Raw genomic sequence first — 16,635 nt, 5'->3', positions numbered from 1 at the left:
GCGCCGCAGACTCATGACAGTCAGTCACGTCGAGGGCGGTCGGGGGTACGGAAGATGACGGAACACACACGGCGGACGGTGCTGCGGGGCGCGGCCGGCGTCGCGGCGGCGGGGGCGCTCGCCGGAACGGCCGGCCAACGGGCGGCGGCCCGGCCGGCCGACCCGAGGACGAAGCGTCACTTTCCTTTTCTGGAGGGAGCGTTCACGCCCGTCACCGAGGAGCTGACGGCCTTCGACCTGCCGGTCACCGGCCGCGTCCCGCGCGAGCTGAACGGCCGCTTCCTTCGCAACGGCCCCAACGTCCTGGGCCTGGAGGATCCCCGTGCACACCACTGGATGCTCGGCGAGGGCATGGTGCACGGGGTGCGGCTTCGCGAGGGAAGGGCGGAGTGGTACCGCAACCGGTGGGTGCGGTCCGCCGCGGTGGCAGAGAAGCTCGGGGAGCCGCGCCCGGGCCCGGCGCCGCAGGACGACTTCGCCTGCAACACCCATGTCATCGGTCACCGGGGCCGGATACTGGCCCTGCAGGAGAGCGGCCCGGCTCCCTACGAACTGGACGGCGACCTCGCCACGGTGGGCCCGTACGACTTCCGGGGCACCCTGGACGGCGCCTTCGCCGCCCATACCAAGCTGGACCCACTCACCGGCGAACTGCACGCGATCGCCTACTACCCGGCCTGGGACCACGTGCGGCACCTGGTCGTGGGCCGGGCGGGCGACGTCACCCGGACCACCCGTGTGCCGCTGGCGGGCGCTCCGATGATGCACGACTTCGCGCTCACCGAACGGCATGTCGTGCTCTTCGACATCCCGGTCACCTTCGACGCGGCCGCTGCCGGGCGCGGCGCCCCGGTGCCGTACGTCTGGAACCCCGAACACCCGGCGCGGATCGGCCTGTTGCCGCGCGCGGGCGGTCCGGTGCGCTGGTTCGGCGTGGACCCGGTGTTCTACTCGCACACGCTCAACGCCTACGACGAGGGTGCGCGCGTGGTGGTCGACGTGACGACCTACCCGGCTCCCTTCCACGTGGCCGGCCGCGGTTCGGACGGTCCCTACGGGGCGGGCACGACGAAGCTGGAACGCTGGACGGTCGATCCACGGCACGGGTCGGTCCGCCGGCGGGTCCTGGACGACCGGCCGCAGGAATTCCCGCGCGTGAACGAGGCGTTGGTCTCCCGCCGGCACCGGTACGGGTACTCGGCCGCGGCCGCCGACCTGACGGCCGCGTATCTGACCCCGAACGGCGGGAACCCGCCCGACGAGGCCTTCTCCAACGCGCTCATCAAGCACGATCTGCTGCGCGGCACCACCCAGGTGCACCGGCTGCCCCGCGACGCGGCGGCGGGCGAGGCGGTGTTCGTACCGAGGGATCCCGGAGCGGTGAAGGCGGCGGAGGACGACGGCTACGCGGTCGCGTACGTCCACAACCCCGACCGGGGGGCCGCCGACCTGGTGATCCTCGCGGCGCAGGACTTCACCGGCGAGCCGGTGGCCCGGGTGCACCTGCCCGGGAGGGTGCCGCTCGGCTTCCACGGGAGCTGGATTCCGGACGCATGACCGCGGGCGATGCGCGATGGTGGACCTTATGCATGCAAAGGACATCCTCATCGACGGCTACGGCCGTATCCAGGAAGAAGTCCATGCCGCCCTCGACGGCCTCGGACCGGACGAGCTGCACTCCCGCCCGGCGCCCGACGCCAACTCCGTCGCCTGGCTGGTCTGGCACCTGACCCGGGTGCAGGACGACCACCTCGCCGACGCCTTCGACCTCGACCAGGTCTGGTTGTCCCAGGGCTGGGAGAAACGCTTCGGGCTCGACCTGCCCCGTCACGACACCGGGTACGGGCACGGTCCCGCGAAGGTCGCGAAGGTGCGGGTCGAGTCGGCCGAACTGCTCACCGGGTACTACGACGCCGTGCACGAGCAGACTCTGGGCGCCCTGCGCTCCCTCGCCGCCAAGGATCTGGAGCGGGTCGTGGACGAGCGCTGGGATCCTCCGGTCACACTGGGCGTGCGCCTGGTGAGCGTCCTGTCCGACGACCTTCAGCACGTCGGACAGGCCTCCTACCTCAAGGGGCTGCTTCAGAGCGCGGCCGCGTAACCCGGCAGGACCACGTCCTCGATGAGGGCGTTGCGCTCGTCGAACGGGATGAACGCGCTCTTGAGGGCGTTCACCGTGACCGTGCGCAGGTCCTCGACGGTCCAGCCGGCCTCCTCGACCAGCAGGGACATCTCCCGGGTCATCGTCGTGCCCGAGACCAGACGGTTGTCGGTGTTGAGGGTGACCCGGAAGCCCAGGTCCTTCAGCGCGGTGATGGGGTGCTCGGCGATCGAGGTGGCGCAGCCCGTCTGCAGGTTGGAGGTGGGGCACATCTCCAGCGCGATGCGGCGGTCGCGCACCCAGGAGGCGAGGCGGCCGAGCTTGCCGGCCGCGAGGTCGGGGATGTCCTCGGTGAGGCGCACCCCGTGACCGATGCGCTGGGCGCCGCACACCTGCAGGGCCTGGTGGATGCTGGGCAGGCCGTGCGCCTCGCCGGCGTGGATGGTGAAGGGCACGTTCTCGCGGCGCAGGTGCTCGAAGGCGGCCAGGTGGTCGGCGGGCGGGAAACCGTCCTCGGCGCCGGCGATGTCGAAGCCGACGACACCGGCGTCACGGTAGGCGACGGCCAGGTCGGCGGCCTCGCGGACCCGGTCGAACATCCGCATGCCGCACAGCAGGGTGCCGACACGGACGGGCGTACCGGCGGCGGCCGCCTTGGCCATGCCGGCGGCGAGACCCTCCTGGACGGTCTCCACGACCTCGCTGAGCGTCAGCCCGCCCTTGGTGTTCAGCTCCGGGGCGTAGCGCACCTCGGCGTAGACGACGCCGTCGGCGGCGAGGTCGAGGACGTACTCCTCGGCGACGCGCAGCAGGCCCTCGCGGTTCTGCATGACGGCGAGGGTGTGCTCGAAGGTCGCTATGTAGCGGACCAGGTCGCCGGAGTTGGCGGCCTCGAAGTACCAGGCGGCCAGCTCGTCGGGGTCGGTGGTCGGCAGGGTGTGGCCGACCGCGGCGGCGAGCTCCACGACGGTGGCGGGGCGCAGGCCGCCGTCGAGGTGGTCGTGCAGGACGGCCTTGGGCAGGCGGCGGATCACTTCGGTATCTACGCGCGTAGCAGACATGGCGGGTCTTTCCTTGGACGGGTGGTTCAAAGCGGTGGGAGCGTGCGGCGGGAGGAGGCTCAGCCGGCGGGCTGGAGCAGGTCCCAGCGGTTGCCGTACAGGTCCTGGAACACGGCGACCGTGCCGTACGGCTCGTGGCGCGGCTCCTCCAGGAAGGTCACGCCGGCGGCGCTCATGCGGGCGTGGTCGCGGGCGAAGTCGTCGGTGTGCAGGAAGAAGCCGACCCGCCCGCCGGTCTGGTCCCCGATCCGGGCGCGCTGCTCCTCGCCCTTGGCCCGGGCCAGCAGCAGGGCGGTGCCGTGGCCCGTCGCGCCCTGGCCGCGCGGCCCCGGCTCCACGACCACCCAGCGGGAGCCGTCCGGCCGGGGCTCGTCCTCGGCAACCCGGAATCCGAGGGCCTCGGTGTAGAAGCGGATGGCCTCGTCGTAGTCGTCCACGACGAGGGTGACCAGGGCAACGCGTCGCATCGGGGCCTTCCGGTGGGGGTGGTTAGCCGGAGAGGTTATACGTAAAACTTCGACGACGCCAGTCGCCCCCGCAAGGGTGGTCGCCGGACCGTCAGGAGGTCAGGGCCGCTCGCCCTGGGCGATCTCCACCCGGTGGTGGAAGTCGGCCATCCCGGTCACCGCGGCCACGCAGGACACGGCGGTGCAGGCGAGGAGGAGGGCCGCGACGCGGCGGCCGGTCCGACCCGAGGCCCGGGGGGCGGCCAGCAGGGCCCGGACGCGCTGCGGGACCGGGCCCGTGGTCGCGGCGGCGGCGAAGTCGGGGCGGTCGGAACGGGCGGCCTGACCGGCCAGGGCGGCGCGGGCGATGGCCCGGGCGGTCAGCCGCCGGTCGCCGACCGAGACGGCGGCCGCCTCGTCGGCCGCGCGCTCGGCGGCCAGCCGGATGGTCTCGCGTACCGGGCGCAGGGCGGGATGGCAGTGCGCCGCGAGTTCGGCGGCGGCGAGGAAGTAGTGGTGACCGCCCTCGTTGTGCGCCCGCTCGTGCGCGAACAGCGCCTCCCGCTCGGGACCGTCGAGGCTGCGCAGCATGGCGGTGGTGACGACGATGCGATGCGGGCGCCCGGGCAGCGCGTAGGCGTCGGGGCGGGGCGAGTCGACGACGCACAGGTCGCCCGCTGCGGGCCGGCGCCCGGCCTCCGTGCGGGCGGCCCGGAAGGCGCGGGTCTGGTGCAGGACCGAGCGGCAGAGGGTCCAGCCGCACACGGCGAGGGCGCCGACGGACGTCGCTGCGGCGGGGAGGACGACGAGGTCCGAGGCGGTGCGCAGCGGGTGGATGAGTTCGCCCAGGGCGGCGAACAGCGGCAGCCTGAGCAGGCCGGTCAGCACGATGGAGCCGAGCGCGGCCAGCGAACAGCCCGCGAGGACGACCGCGCACGCCGTTATCGCCCACAGCGCGGCGACCGGGGCGAGCCGGCCCAGGGTGCGCCGGGCCAGTGCCGGCAGGGCGAACGGCAGCAGCAGGGGCAGCAGGAGCAGTGCGGTCATCGGTCGTCGGATTCGAGCAGGTCCCGCAGGATGCGTTCGTCGGCCGGGCTGAGCTGGGCGACGAACCGGGCGAGGACGGTCTCGCGGTCGCTGTCCCGGTTCAGCTCGCTGTGCATCCGGCGGGCGACGAGGCCCTGGGCGTCCTGCAACGGGAAGTACGCGTAACCGCGGCCATGACGCTGCCGCTCGACCATGCCCTTGTCGTGCAGGCGGGTGAGGATCGTGGTCACCGTCGTACGGGCGAGGTCCGCGCCGAGGCTCAGCTGGACCTGGCCGGTCGTCTGGGGCGCTCCGGCGGCCCAGAGCGCGGCCATGACACTCGCTTCGAGCTCGCCGGCAGGCCGGCGTTCGTCCTTGGCGTCGGTCATGGGAACGTTCCTCACCCCGTCTTCGTCCACCGTCGTCCTCGCCCAAACCGTCCGGACCGCCCCGGAAGGCCGTCTACATCATTGTAGTCACCCGATTGTAGTCACCCGGGTGCCGTGACGGTGGCCCGGCACCCGCAGGCCCATTATGAGAGGGGCTGCTCACCACGGCCGAAAGCCTGCGCGCGACCCGTCCGCCGCCCCTGCGGGCGATCCGGTTCCGCGGTCACCGCCCGTGCCCGTCCGGACGGAGTGCGGGCTCCGCCCTGCCCCCGGTCAGCCGGCCGTCGTGTGCAGGGCGTTCAGCCGTCCCAGCTCCTCGTGCGTGAGCCGCAGGGCGCCCGCCGCGACGTTCTCCGCCAGGTGGTCCGGGTTGCCGGTGCCCGGGATGGCGAGGACGTGCGGGCCCTGGTGGAGGGTCCAGGCGGTGCGGATCTGGGCGGGGCTCACTCCGTGTGCACGGGCGATGGCGAGCACCTCGTCGTCGTGCGAGGTGTCCGCCTTCCGGGGTCCGGCCTCACCCGCCACGGCGTAGAACGGCACGAACGCGATGCCCCGCTCGCCGCAGATGCGCAGCACCTCGTCGTCGACGGCATCGGGACGGTCGATGGCGTACCGGTTCTGCACGCACACCACCGGGGCTATCTCGAGCGCCTCGGCGAGGTGGCGCGGCTGGACGCCGGACACGCCGAGGTGCCGGATCAGTCCCGCTTCCCGCAGTTCGGCGAGGGCGCCGAAGTGCTCGGCGATGGAGTCCTGCTGCTGGCGCCGGAAGTTGACCACGTCGAGATGGTCACGGCCGAGCTGCCGCAGGTTCTCCTCGACGTGCCCGCGCAGCTGGTCGGGGCGGGCCGGGGCACCCCACTCGCCGTGGTGGTCCCGGAAGGGGCCGACCTTGGTGGCGATGACCAGGTCGTCGGCGTACGGGGCGAGGGCGGTGTTGATGATCTCGTTGGCGGAGCGCAGGGAGGAGAAGTAGAAGGCGGCCGTGTCGATGTGGTTCACACCGAGATCCACGGCCTTGCGCAGGACGGCGATCGAGCGTGCGCGGTCGCTGGGGGTGCCCAGGTGGAAGGCGGCGCTGCCCGTCAGCCGCATCGCTCCGAAGCCGATGCGGCGGACGGGCAGGTCGCCGAGCTCGAAGGTGCCGGACGCTTCCGCGTTGATCGTTTCAGCGGTCATCCGCGGAGTCTGGCACATCCCTTGCGTGCGTGCGGAGTTCAGCCGAGCGGCTTCGCCAGGACCGCCTTGCGGTGGCTGAACGTCTCGATCGAGTACCGCCCGTGGTAGCTGCCCATGCCGCTCTCCCCCACTCCGCCGAACGGCAGGTCTGAGACGGTGAGGTGGGCGAGTGGCAGGCCGTGTCCGAGGCCGCCGGAGGAGGTCTCGGCGGCGATGCGGCCGCGCGTCTCCTCGGACTCGGAGAAGACGTACAGCGCGAGCGGCTTGTCGCGGTCGTTGATGAAGTCGATCGCCGCGTCCAGGCCGGGCACGGTGACGATCGGCAGGATCGGGCCGAAGATCTCCTCCCGCATGACGGGCGAGTGCGCGTCGACGTCGGCGAGCACGGTCGGCGCGATGTACTTGTCCGTACGGTCGCTGCCGCCGCCGACCACCGTCCGGCCCGAGCCGAGGAGGGCGGAGAGCCGGTCGAAGTGGCGCTCGTCGACGATCCGGCCGTACTCGGGAGAGGCCTGCGGGTCGGTGCCGAAGAGGCCCTCGACGGCACGGGCGACTGCGGCCTCCAGCGCGGCGGCGGTCTCCGGGTCGGTGAGGACGTAGTCGGGGGCGACGCAGGTCTGGCCCGCGTTCAGGAACTTGCCGCGCGCGAGCCGGTCGGCGACCACGTCCAGGTCGGTGCCGCGGTCGACGAACACCGGGGACTTGCCGCCCAGTTCGAGGGTGACCGGGGTGAGGTGCTCGGCCGCGGCGCGCATCACGATGCGGCCGACGGCGCCGTTGCCGGTGTAGAAGACGTGGTCGAAGCGCTCGGCCAGCAGGGCCGTGGTCTCCGGGACGCCGCCCTCCACCACTGCGACCGCGTCGGTGTCCAGGTGGGCCGGTATCAGCCTGGCGAGGGCGGCCGAGGTGGCCGGGGCCAGTTCGCTCGGCTTGGCGACGACGGCGTTGCCGGAGGCCAGCGCGCCGACCATCGGGGCGAGCAGGAGCTGGGCCGGGTAGTTCCAGGGGGCGATGACGAGGACGACGCCGAGCGGGTCGTACTGCGTCCAGGCCGTCGCGTCGGCGCCGAGGTGAGCCGGGACGGGCGCGGGCTCCGGCCTCAGCCACTCGGCCAGGTGCTCGAGGGTGTGGTCGATCTCGCGGACGGTGAAGTCGATCTCGGTGCGATACGCCTCGGTGCCGCTCTTGCCCAGGTCGGCGTGGAGGGCGGCGGCGAGCTCGGCGCCGTTCTCCGTGAGCATCGCGCGCAGGCGCCGGAGCTGGTCGGTGCGCCACTCGACGGGCTTGGTGCGACCGGTGCGGAAGGTGGCGCGCAGCCGGGCCACGACGTCGGCGGGCTGCTCGGGGGCGGAGTGGTTCACGTGTGCCTCGCTGGTGGTGCCCGGGAACGTCGGCCCGGGCCCTGGATCTCGTCAGGGTCAGATGTAAATGCCAACCTTTCAGATGCCCAAGTAAATTCCGAGGTCCGGCGGCGGTGACGAGGCTCACGTCGCCGGGTGCTCGAGATCCTCTCGGCGGCGCCGCAGATACGCCCGCTCGGCCTCGCTCCCGGCCAGCTCGATCGCCGCCTCGTACTCCTTCGCCGCCTCGGCGGGCCGGTCCAGGCGCCGGAGCAGGTCGGCGCGCACGGCGTGCAGGACGTGGTACCGGCTCAGGGCGAGGGAGTCGACCAGGTTCAGGGCCTTGGCCGGGCCTTCCACCTCGGCCACCGCGACCGCCCGGTTCAGCGCGACGACCGGCGAGGGAGCCACGGCCGTCAACTGGTCGTACAGGCTGAGGATCTGCCCCCAGTCGGTGGCGGCGGCGGTCGGCGCGTCGCTGTGCACGGCATTGAGGGCGGCCTGGATCTGGTACGGCCCCGGCCGGCCGCGGCGCAGACAGCGGCGCACCAGGTCCTGGCCCTCGGCGATCCTCTCGCGGTCCCACAGTTCGCGGTTCTGCTCGGGCAGCGGCACCAGGGCACCGTCCGCGTCCCGCCTGGCCCGCCGGCGCGCCTCGATCAGCAGCATCAGCGCGAGCAGGCCGGTCACCTCGACCTCGTCCGGCATCAGCTCGGCCAGCAGCCGGCCGAGGCGCACGGCCTCCGCGCACAGGGCGGGATCGCCGTTGTAGCCCTCGTTGAAGATCAGGTAGACGACGGCGAGGACGCCGCCGAGCCGGTCGGGCAGGTCCGCGTCGCGCGGCACGCGGTACGGGATGCCCGCGTCGCGGATCTTCGCCTTGGCCCGCACCAGGCGCTGGGCGAGGGTCGGTTCGGGGACCAGGAAGGCGCGCGCGATCTGGGCGGTGCTCAGGCCCCCGAGCAGGCGCAGGGTGAGGGCGACCCGGGACTGCGGGGCGAGCGCGGGGTGGCAGCAGGTGAAGATCAGACGGAGCCGGTCGTCGCGCACGGGGCCCTCCTCGGGCGGTGCGTCGGGCGCGTACAGCAGGGCGGCCTCCGCGTGCCGGGCATCCCGGGAGGACTCGCGTCGCCACCGGTCGACGGCCCGGTTACGGGCGGTGGTGATGATCCAGCCGGCCGGGCTCGGCGGCATTCCGGTCCGCGGCCAGGTGCGCACGGCGGTCGCGAAGGCGTCCTGCACCGCCTCCTCGGCGAGGTCGATGTCGCCGAGGAGGCGGACGAGGACGGAGACCGCGCGCCCGTACTCGGCGCGGAAGACGGCCTCGACGCCGGGCGCGCCGGTCATCAGTGCTGGTCCACGAACGGCCGCACCTCGATGGGCAGGGTGGTCGCCAGAGCGGCCTTGCGCCCCCACTCAAGGGCCTCGTCCAGGTCGGCGGCCCGGATCAGGCAGAGCCCTCCCAGGTACTCCTTGCCCTCGGCGTAGGGGCCGTCGGTGATCAGGACGTCGCCGTCCTTGGGCCGGAGCACGGTGGCGGTCTCCGGGCCGTGCAGGCCGCCGGCGAAGACCCAGGCCCCGGCCGCGCGCAGTTCGTCGTTGAAGGCCTCGACGTCGCGCATGATCTCCGCCAGTGCGTCGGGGGCGGGCGGCTGTCCCCCGGCGGGCTGGACCACGCTGAGCAGGTAGTGCTTCATGACGTCCTCCTTGGTGTCCTGCCGGGCGTCTTCCCGGTCTCAGGGGTGTCTGTCACCTCCTACACGAACGGCGACAGCCCGGATCGACAGCGCGCCCCACGGAACGGGAAGAAAAATCCGGCGGGAATCTTCGGAAGAATCTCCCCCATGACCGACACCGCGCATCCGCTCGTCGCCTCCGCCCGCCGGCTCGCCGCCGATCTGCTCGTCCCCGAGGCCGAGCGGGTGGACCGGGAGGGCGTCCCCGCGAGCCACATCGCGGCGGTGAAGCGGTCGGGGCTGCTCGGGGTGGTCGCGCCGGTCGCGTACGGCGGCTCGGGGGCGCCGCCGGCCGTGCTGCGGGAGACCGCGGAGATCCTGGCCGGGGCGTGCTGCTCGACGTGGTTCGTGCAGACGCAGCACCACACGCCGGTGCAGACCCTGGCGCAGAGCGGACTACCCGTGCGCGAGCGGCTGCTGGGGCCGATGTCACGGGGCGAGCTGCTGTCCGGGGTGGCGTACGCGCACCTGCGGGCCTACCCGCGCGTCCCGGTGCGGGTCCGGCGGGCGGGGGACGGCTGGCGGTTCGACGGGACCGTCCCCTGGTACACCGGATGGGGCCTGAACGATGTGATGCTGCTGGCCGGGACGAGCGAGGCGGGTGAGGTCGTGTTCGCCTTCGTCGAGGCACGCGACCAGCCGGGGCTGCGGGCGTCGGAGCCGATGCGGCTCGCCGCGCTCACCGCCGCCCGTACGGTGTCGCTGGACCTGGACGGCCTGCGGGTGCCCGAGGAGGCGGTGGCGCTGCGGACGCCGTACGAGCGGTGGGCGCCCGGCGACCGGACCCGGACCCTCAACGCCAACCCGGCGGTGTTCGGCGTCGCGCGGGCGGCGCTGTCCCTGCTGGACGAGGAGTCCTCCGGACCGCTGCGCGCCCGCCTCGCAGACGTCCGCCGCCGGGCCTACGCCCTGGCCGACCACCCCGTGCCGCAGGAGCGGGCCGAGGAAAGGCTGGCCGTGCGGGCGGAGGCGTACGAGGTGCTGGGCGCCGCCACCACCGCGGCGGTGGTGGCCGGCGGCGGCCGCGCGATGTCCCTGACCAGTCCCGCCCAACGCCTCGCCCGCGAGGGGCTGTTCCTCCTGGTACAGGGCCAGACGACGGAGACACGCCGGGCCCACCTCCGGGCCCTGGCCGGGGCCCGGACCGGCTCGGCGGACGCGGCCCACGGATGAACCGGTTCAGTGGCGGCGCCGTATGCGGCGGGCCAGGGCGTGGGTGCCCACCGCCGCCGCGGCGGCGAACGCGAGGCCCTGGGCCGCGTCGCGCGGGCGGGTGGGGCGCAGGACCCCGGCCCGGCGCAGCCGGCCGCGGGCCCACAGGGTGAACGGTACGACCAGCAGCGGGCTGGTCACCGAGCCCGGTGTGTAGCCGCGGAACACGGCCGCCTGGGCCAGGTGCACCACCCCGTGCAGGCCGAAACCGTTGAGTGCCGTCTGGTAGACGGCGGAGCGACCGCCGGTGCGGTGCCCGTCGGCCGCGGCCGCCGCGACCACGACGGCCATCGCGGCGACGGCCGTCGTGAACTCGCGGCCGTCCACCGACTCCAGCTGCCGCCACACCGTCTCGGGCACCCCCGGAAACCTCTTGCGCAGCTCCGGAAGCCGCGTGCGCACCCAGCGCGGCACCATCACCACTTCCTCGGTGTCGTGCAGAGCCCAGGCGGCCAGCAGCCCGAGGGTGACGGACGCCCCCACATCCAGCGGTTCTCGTGCCATGAACCCGCAGTCTGCCAGGGCGGGTTGATCACTTCGCGAACGGCACCTGCGCCGAGGCGGCGGCCGTCTTCCCGTCGGGATGCCGCCACAGCCCCTGCGCGGCCAGCCGGGGCAGCACGCCCTCGCCGAACCAGTAGGCCTCCTCCAGATGCGGATAGCCGGAGAGCACGAACTCGTCGATGCCGAGGGCGTGGTACTCCTTGATCCGCTCGGCGACCTCGTCGTGGCTGCCGACCAGGGCCGTACCCGCGCCGCCGCGCACCAGGCCGATGCCGGCCCACAGGTTGGGGTGGATCTCCAGCCCGTCGCGGCTGCCGCCGTGCAGGGCCAGCATGCGCCGCTGTCCCTCGGACTCGCTGCGGGCGAGTCCCGTCTGGACGGCCCGTACGGTCTCCGCGTCGAAGCCGTCGAGCAGCCGGTTCGCCTCCGCCCAGGCCTGCTCGGAGGTGTCCCGGGCGATGACGTGCAGCCGGATGCCGAAGCGCAGGGTGCGGCCGTGCCGCGCGGCCAGTCCCCTGATCCGGGCGATCTTCTCGGCGACCTGTGCGGGTGGCTCGCCCCAGGTCAGGTACACGTCGACGTACCGGGCGGCGATCTCCCCGGCGATGGGCGAGGAGCCGCCGAAGTACACCTCGGGCACCGGATCGGGCACCCGGCTCAGCCGCGCGTCCTCGACCCGGAGGTGCTCCCCGTGCAGGTCGACGCTCTTGCCCTGCCACAACTCCCGCACGATCTGCAGGAATTCACCGGTACGTCGGTAGCGGCCGTCCTTGTCCAGGAAGTCGCCGTAGGCCCGCTGTTCGTGGCTCTCGCCGCCGGTGACCACGTTGAGCAGCAGCCGTCCGCCGGTCTGCCGCTGGAAGGTGGACGCCATCTGCGCGGCGAGCGTCGGCGAGACGAAGCCGGGCCGGAAGGCGACCAGGAACTTCAGCCGTTCGGAGTTCTGGCTGACCATGGCGGTGGTCAGCCACGCGTCCTCGCACCAGGCGCCGGTCGGGGTGAGCGCGCCGACGAAGCCCAGGTCCTCGGCGGCCCGGGCGATCTGGCTCAGGTAGGCGACCGTCGGCGGCCGGTCCCGCCCGGAGGCGGTGGCCGGGGTGCCGTGGCCGCCGCCGACGACGTGCCGGCTGTCGCCGTTGGTGGGCAGGAACCAGTGAAAGGTGAGGGACACGTGGGGTCTCCGTTCTGGTACGCGCGTCACAGGAGGCCGTGGCGGGGCGGCCGGGTTCCGTTCAGCACGTACCGGCCGATGTGCTGGATCTTCCAACGGGTCGGGTCGTGCAGGGTGTGGGTGCGGGCGTCACGCCAATGACGGTGCAGATTGAGTGAGTTGAGCGCCGAGCGGGTGCCGGACACCTCGAACAGGGCGCCGGACACCTCCACCGCGGCCTCGGCAGCCCGTACCTTGGCGGCGGCGACCGCGATGGACGCCTCGGCCGCCGTGCAGTCGGTCAGACGGTCACGGGCCGCGTCGACCGCGCGGGCGGCCTCCCGCAGCAGCGCCTCCGACGTCCGTACCTGGAGGGCGAGTTCACCGAAGCGCTGGATGAGCAGCGGGTCCTCGGCGGCGGTCTCGGCCTCGCTCTCGAACCAGGGGCGGCTCTTGGTGCGCACGAACTCCACGGCCTGTTCGAGCGCCGCCCCGGCGATGCCGGTGTCGATGGCGGCGTGCAGCAACTGGGCCACCGCCCCGTGGAGTTGCGGCCCCCGGAAGGTGAGGTGGTGGGGCAGGACACGGTCGGCGGGCACGGGGACGGCGGCCAGGCGGACGGTGCCGCTGGCCGTGGTCCGCTGGCCCATGCCGTCCCAGTCGTCGATCACCGTCAGGCCGGGGGCGTTGCGGGGGACGTAGGCGACGTGCAGCTCGTCGTCCTCGGCGCGGGCCGGCACGGGGATCCAGTCGGCGAACAGGGCTCCCGTGCTGTAGTGCTTGACGCCGTTCAGCAGGTACGAGCCGTCGGCCCGCGGTTCCAGGCGGGTGCGGATGTCCTGGACGTGCCGGGTGCCCGCCTCCGACTGCGCGTTGCCGAAGCGGCGGCCGGCGAGCAGCTCGGCGAAGAAGAACTTCCGCTGCTCGTCCGTGCCCTGCCGGCGGATCACGTTGACGTAGGCGAAGTGGCTCTGCGGGATCTGGGCGAGGCTGCCGTCGGCGGAGCCGAGCAGCCGGAAGATCTCCGCAAGGGTGCCCGAACCGACATCCGCGCCGCCGTGTTCGGCGGGCACGGTCACGGCGAGCAGCCCGGACGCGGACAGCCGGTCCAGCTCGGCGCGGGGCAGCCTGCGCTCGGCGTCCCGTGCGGCGGCCCCGGCCCGGAACTCCTCGGCCAGGGCCGCGGCGACCGCGAGCGCCTCCGCGTCGTCGGCGATGACATGGGCGGTCATGACGCTCAGCTCGCCGCCGCCAGCACCGGCGTGCGGTCCAGGGCCGCCGAGAACTGGTCCACGACCTGTCCCAGGGCCTCGGCGGTCGCCGGGGCCACGGTGAGCGAGCCGTCCTCCAGGACGGTGATGTCCTTGTCGAGGGTGAACCAGCCCTGGACGACATGGGCGGCGCCCATGGAGTGCAGCACCGGGCGCAGCGCGTAGTCGATGGCGAGGACGTGCGCGGTGGAGCCTCCGGTGGCGAGCGGCAGCACCGTCTTGCCGGTGAGCGCGTACTGCGGCAGCAGGTCGAGGAGCGCCTTGAGGACGCCGGAGTACGACGCCTTGTAGACGGGGGTGCCGACCACGACGCCGTCGGCGCGCGCGAACAGCTCGGTCGCCTCGACGACGGCCGGGTGCCGGAAGTCCGCGCCGAGCAGGGCCTCGGCCGGGATCGTACGCACGTCGAGCGGGACCACCCGGTGTCCCTGGGCGATCAGCCGCTGGTCCAGGTGGCGCAGCAGGCGGTTGGTGCGGGAGGCGGCGGACGGGCTGCCGGAGACGGACAGGACGGTGGCCATGGGTCACTCTTTCTGGGAGGCCGGGCACCCGCCGACGGGCGGGCGCCCGGAGAGGAGCGGTCAGGAGTGCCAGAGGGGCTGTCAGGCGTGCGCGGGCACGGACCCGGGCTCGCCGGCGGTTTCGGGCAGCCGGGCCTCGAGTTCGCGTACGAGCGGGAGCACGCGCTTGCCGAAGTACTCGACCTCCTCGTGGTAGTGGAGGAAGCCGAGGAGGAAGAGGTCGACGCCGAGCTTCTTGTAGGCGACGACGCGCTCCGCGATCTGCTCGGGGGTGCCGATGAGCCCGGTGCGGAAGCCGTCGTTGTACTGGACGAGGTCCTCGAAGCTCGAGTCCTGCCACATGCCCTTCTGGTCAGCCGTGGACCGGCCCGCCTGCCGCACCGCGGCGCCGAAGCCCTCGACGGCCTCGGTGTCGGCCTTGGCGACGATCTCGCGCAAGGTCTCGCGGGCCTCGGCCTCGGTGTCGCGGGCGATGAGGAAGCCGTTGAGGCCGAACTTCGGTGCCCGGCGCCCGGCTTCGGCGGCGGACTCGCGGACGTCGTGGATCTGCTCGACGATCCCGTCGAAGTCCTTGCCGTTGGAGAAGTACCAGTCGGAGACCCGGCCGGCCATCCGGCGGGCGGCGGTGGAGTTGCCGCCCTGGAAGATCTCCGGGTGCGGCCGCTCGGGGGTGTTGAGAGGCTTGGGCTTGAGGGAGAAGTCTCGCAACCGGTAGAAGTCGCCCGCCAGTTCGGCGTGGTCCTCGGTCCAGATCCTGCGCAGGGCGGTGATGAACTCCTCCGAGCGGCGGTAGCGCTCGTCGTGCTCCAGCCAGGGCTCGCCGAGCGCGGTGAACTCGCCCTTGAACCAGCCGGAGACGACGTTCACGGCGAAGCGGCCGCTCGACAGGTGGTCGGCGGTGGCGCCGAGCTTGGCGAGGACACCGGGGTGCCACAGGCCCGGGTGGACGGCGGCGATGACCTTCAGGCGCTGGGTGGCCAGCAGCAGGGCGAGGCTGAAGCTGGTGGACTCGTGCTGGTACTCGGCGCCGTAGCCGGCGATGTAGCGGACCTGGCTGAGGGCGTAGTCGAAGCCGTTGTTCTCGGCGAGTACGGCGAGTTCGCGGTTGTAGTCGTATCCCCAGTCGGTGCGCTGCTCGATCTTGCTGGTGACGAGCCCCCCGCTGACGTTGGGAACCCAGTAGGCGAATTTCACGGGCACTGCGGGCATGCGGAACTCCTGTTGCGGAATTGCTCGGTGAAGGTCTCGGGCACGCGGAATTCCGGCACGGAAAAGGAATGGAATTCCAGGCGTGTCGCAAGAACCCGAGGAGCGGGCAGAAGGCGGAGATCAGACCGCCCGGCAACAGGACGCGCTGGAGACGCGCGCGAGGTCGACATGGCGTCGCCGCGTGAGGTCCAGTCGCATCGTCATGCCGCCGATCGTGGCAGTCCCTCGCGAGGGCCGTCAAGGAAAACCCGACCGGTCTCGTATCGCGGACCATTGAATTTCACGAAGGTGTGACAGGGAAACCCTTGAACCCGATGCGTCCGGCCGCGCATTCTGCGTCGGTGCGGACCGAACAGCTGGAATACATCGCGGCGGTGACCCGGCTCGGCTCACTGCGCCGGGCGGCCGACGAACTGCGTCTCTCGCAGCCCGCGTTGAGCGAGACCGTGCGCAATCTGGAGCGGGAACTGGGGGTCGACCTGCTGGAGCGGAAGCGATCGGGCGCGACGATGAGCGCGGCCGGGCGGGAGTTGCTCCCTCACATCGTCAGCGTGCTGGAGGCGGTCGACCGGCTGCGCTCGGCGGCGGGCGAGCAGCACCGCATCAGCCGGATGGTGCGGGTCGGCACGGTCAACGCGGCGACCGTGCCGCTGCTGATTCCCGTGCTGCGGGAGTTCCGGGCGGCGCACCCGGTCACCCAGGTGGAGGTGGTCGGGGCACAACAGTCGGAGATACAGCGGGGGTTGGTGGAGGGCGGCTTCGACCTGGGTCTGGTCAACCACCTGCAAGGCGACGACGTGCCGGCCGGAGTGGAGTCCACGGAGCTGCTGCGCGGCCGTCCGGTGGTGTGCCTGCGTCCGGACAGCCCGCTCGCCGCGCGGTCCGTGGTGACCGTCGAGGACCTGCTCGGGGTTCCGCTGATCGCGATGCGCGCCGGGTATGTGATGCACCGGTACGTCCACCGGCTGCTGGCCGGCCGCACTCCGTCCTTCTCGTACTCGACCGACGGCGCGGAAATGGGCAAGCTGCTGGTCGCCGAGGGGCTGGGCGTCACGGTGCTGCCGGACTTCAGCGTCGTCGGGGACCCGCTGGAGCGGCGCGGCACGATCGTCCACCGGCCCCTCGCCGACGACACGGCCCGGGTGCTGCTGATGCTCCAGCGCCGGCGCGCGGAGTCGGTACCCCGAGCGGCCCGGGAACTGCACGAGGCATTCGTACGCCGGGCACGAGAGCTACCGACGCCCTGACGGCCACTCCTGACTCGGGAGCGCTCGGGCCGACCCCTGTTTCTCACGTTCTCGCTGGGGAGCGCCTGGGCCGACAGCCGCCCCGTGTGCGGGAGCTCGCGGGCGTCCGCGGCTGAACACGGGAGCGATCGACCGGCCCGACGGCCACTCCCCGCGCGCCCGCGAGCCCGACGACCCCTGCGGGGCAGTCGCGCGCGGCGTCTGTTCGCAGAGCGCGAGAGCTGCTACCGGGCTGAGAGCCAC

At 72.8% G+C, this 16,635-nt stretch carries 18 protein-coding genes; 4 read left to right on the top strand and 14 right to left on the bottom strand.

Annotated features, from left to right (window positions below; genetic code table 11):
* Nucleotides 1-54 precede the first annotated feature (54 nt).
* Nucleotides 55-1,557: a carotenoid oxygenase family protein gene (locus AC07CM_RS11005; RefSeq protein ID WP_478876043.1), complete on the top strand. Its 1,503-nt coding sequence runs from the start codon at nt 55-57 to the stop codon at nt 1,555-1,557.
* Nucleotides 1,558-1,585: 28 nt separating this feature from the next.
* Nucleotides 1,586-2,101, top strand: coding sequence for a mycothiol transferase (locus tag AC07CM_RS11000; RefSeq protein ID WP_478876042.1), 516 nt, complete (start codon nt 1,586-1,588; stop codon nt 2,099-2,101).
* Here the strand turns inward: AC07CM_RS11000 and AC07CM_RS10995 are convergent.
* From AC07CM_RS10995 to AC07CM_RS10960, 8 genes are all read right to left on the bottom strand, one after another.
* Entirely contained in the window at nt 2,083-3,162 is a 1,080-nt protein-coding gene (locus AC07CM_RS10995) for an adenosine deaminase (RefSeq protein WP_478876041.1), read from the bottom strand. The genes AC07CM_RS11000 and AC07CM_RS10995 overlap by 19 nt on opposite strands.
* Before the next feature lie 59 nt (nt 3,163-3,221).
* Nucleotides 3,222-3,629 carry a VOC family protein gene (locus AC07CM_RS10990; RefSeq protein WP_478876040.1) on the bottom strand — a complete coding sequence of 136 codons (408 nt, stop codon included), beginning with the start codon at nt 3,627-3,629 and terminating at the stop codon, nt 3,222-3,224.
* A 99-nt stretch (nt 3,630-3,728) separates the two neighbouring features.
* A complete protein-coding gene (locus tag AC07CM_RS10985) occupies nt 3,729-4,655 on the bottom strand; it encodes a M48 family metalloprotease (RefSeq protein WP_478876039.1) in 927 nt (308 codons plus the stop codon).
* Nucleotides 4,652-5,023, bottom strand: a complete 372-nt coding sequence (locus AC07CM_RS10980; RefSeq protein ID WP_478876038.1) for a BlaI/MecI/CopY family transcriptional regulator — start codon at nt 5,021-5,023, stop codon at nt 4,652-4,654. The genes AC07CM_RS10985 and AC07CM_RS10980 overlap by 4 nt, the downstream gene beginning before the upstream one ends.
* A 273-nt stretch (nt 5,024-5,296) precedes the next feature.
* Nucleotides 5,297-6,202 (bottom strand): aldo/keto reductase, encoded by a 906-nt coding sequence (locus AC07CM_RS10975; RefSeq protein ID WP_478876037.1) that lies wholly within the window; start codon nt 6,200-6,202, stop codon nt 5,297-5,299.
* Nucleotides 6,203-6,240: 38 nt separating this feature from the next.
* Nucleotides 6,241-7,563 (bottom strand): aldehyde dehydrogenase family protein, encoded by a 1,323-nt coding sequence (locus AC07CM_RS10970; RefSeq protein WP_478876036.1) that lies wholly within the window; start codon nt 7,561-7,563, stop codon nt 6,241-6,243.
* Nucleotides 7,564-7,686: 123 nt separating this feature from the next.
* Nucleotides 7,687-8,889, bottom strand: coding sequence for an RNA polymerase sigma factor (locus AC07CM_RS10965; protein ID WP_478876035.1), 1,203 nt, complete (start codon nt 8,887-8,889; stop codon nt 7,687-7,689).
* Nucleotides 8,889-9,239 carry a YciI family protein gene (locus AC07CM_RS10960; protein ID WP_478876034.1) on the bottom strand — a complete coding sequence of 117 codons (351 nt, stop codon included), beginning with the start codon at nt 9,237-9,239 and terminating at the stop codon, nt 8,889-8,891. The genes AC07CM_RS10965 and AC07CM_RS10960 overlap by 1 nt, the downstream gene beginning before the upstream one ends.
* Nucleotides 9,240-9,386: 147 nt before the next feature.
* Between AC07CM_RS10960 and AC07CM_RS10955 the strand changes: the two genes are divergently transcribed.
* Nucleotides 9,387-10,451 (top strand): acyl-CoA dehydrogenase family protein, encoded by a 1,065-nt coding sequence (locus tag AC07CM_RS10955; protein WP_478876033.1) that lies wholly within the window; start codon nt 9,387-9,389, stop codon nt 10,449-10,451.
* A gap of 6 nt (nt 10,452-10,457) precedes the next feature.
* Here the strand turns inward: AC07CM_RS10955 and AC07CM_RS10950 are convergent, their stop codons facing one another.
* From AC07CM_RS10950 to AC07CM_RS10925, 6 genes are all read right to left on the bottom strand, one after another.
* The gene (locus AC07CM_RS10950; RefSeq protein ID WP_478876032.1) at nt 10,458-10,994 is read right to left on the bottom strand and encodes an HXXEE domain-containing protein; all 537 of its coding nucleotides are present in this window, start codon (nt 10,992-10,994) and stop codon (nt 10,458-10,460) included.
* A 28-nt stretch (nt 10,995-11,022) separates the two neighbouring features.
* Complete coding sequence (locus AC07CM_RS10945; protein WP_478876031.1) at nt 11,023-12,165, bottom strand: LLM class flavin-dependent oxidoreductase; 1,143 nt, start codon at nt 12,163-12,165, stop codon at nt 11,023-11,025.
* A gap of 26 nt (nt 12,166-12,191) precedes the next feature.
* Nucleotides 12,192-13,376: an SfnB family sulfur acquisition oxidoreductase gene (locus AC07CM_RS10940; RefSeq protein WP_478876030.1), complete on the bottom strand. Its 1,185-nt coding sequence runs from the start codon at nt 13,374-13,376 to the stop codon at nt 12,192-12,194.
* 5 nt (nt 13,377-13,381) lie between these two features.
* The gene (ssuE, locus tag AC07CM_RS10935; RefSeq protein WP_478876029.1) at nt 13,382-13,936 is read right to left on the bottom strand and encodes an NADPH-dependent FMN reductase; all 555 of its coding nucleotides are present in this window, start codon (nt 13,934-13,936) and stop codon (nt 13,382-13,384) included.
* An 81-nt stretch (nt 13,937-14,017) separates the two neighbouring features.
* Nucleotides 14,018-15,145 (bottom strand): dimethylsulfone monooxygenase SfnG, encoded by a 1,128-nt coding sequence (gene sfnG / locus AC07CM_RS10930; RefSeq protein WP_478876028.1) that lies wholly within the window; start codon nt 15,143-15,145, stop codon nt 14,018-14,020.
* Between the two features lie 120 nt (nt 15,146-15,265).
* Nucleotides 15,266-15,343: a putative leader peptide gene (locus AC07CM_RS10925; protein ID WP_478876132.1), complete on the bottom strand. Its 78-nt coding sequence runs from the start codon at nt 15,341-15,343 to the stop codon at nt 15,266-15,268.
* Between the two features lie 143 nt (nt 15,344-15,486).
* Here AC07CM_RS10925 and AC07CM_RS10920 point away from each other — a divergent pair, with 143 nt between their 5' ends.
* Nucleotides 15,487-16,392 (top strand): LysR family transcriptional regulator, encoded by a 906-nt coding sequence (locus AC07CM_RS10920; RefSeq protein ID WP_478876027.1) that lies wholly within the window; start codon nt 15,487-15,489, stop codon nt 16,390-16,392.
* Nucleotides 16,393-16,635: the final 243 nt, after the last annotated feature.

This window comes from Streptomyces sp. NPDC044061, from assembly GCF_056434305.1.
Note: the sequence above shows the minus strand (reverse complement) of the source record. Positions and strands in the feature narration are given on the sequence as shown.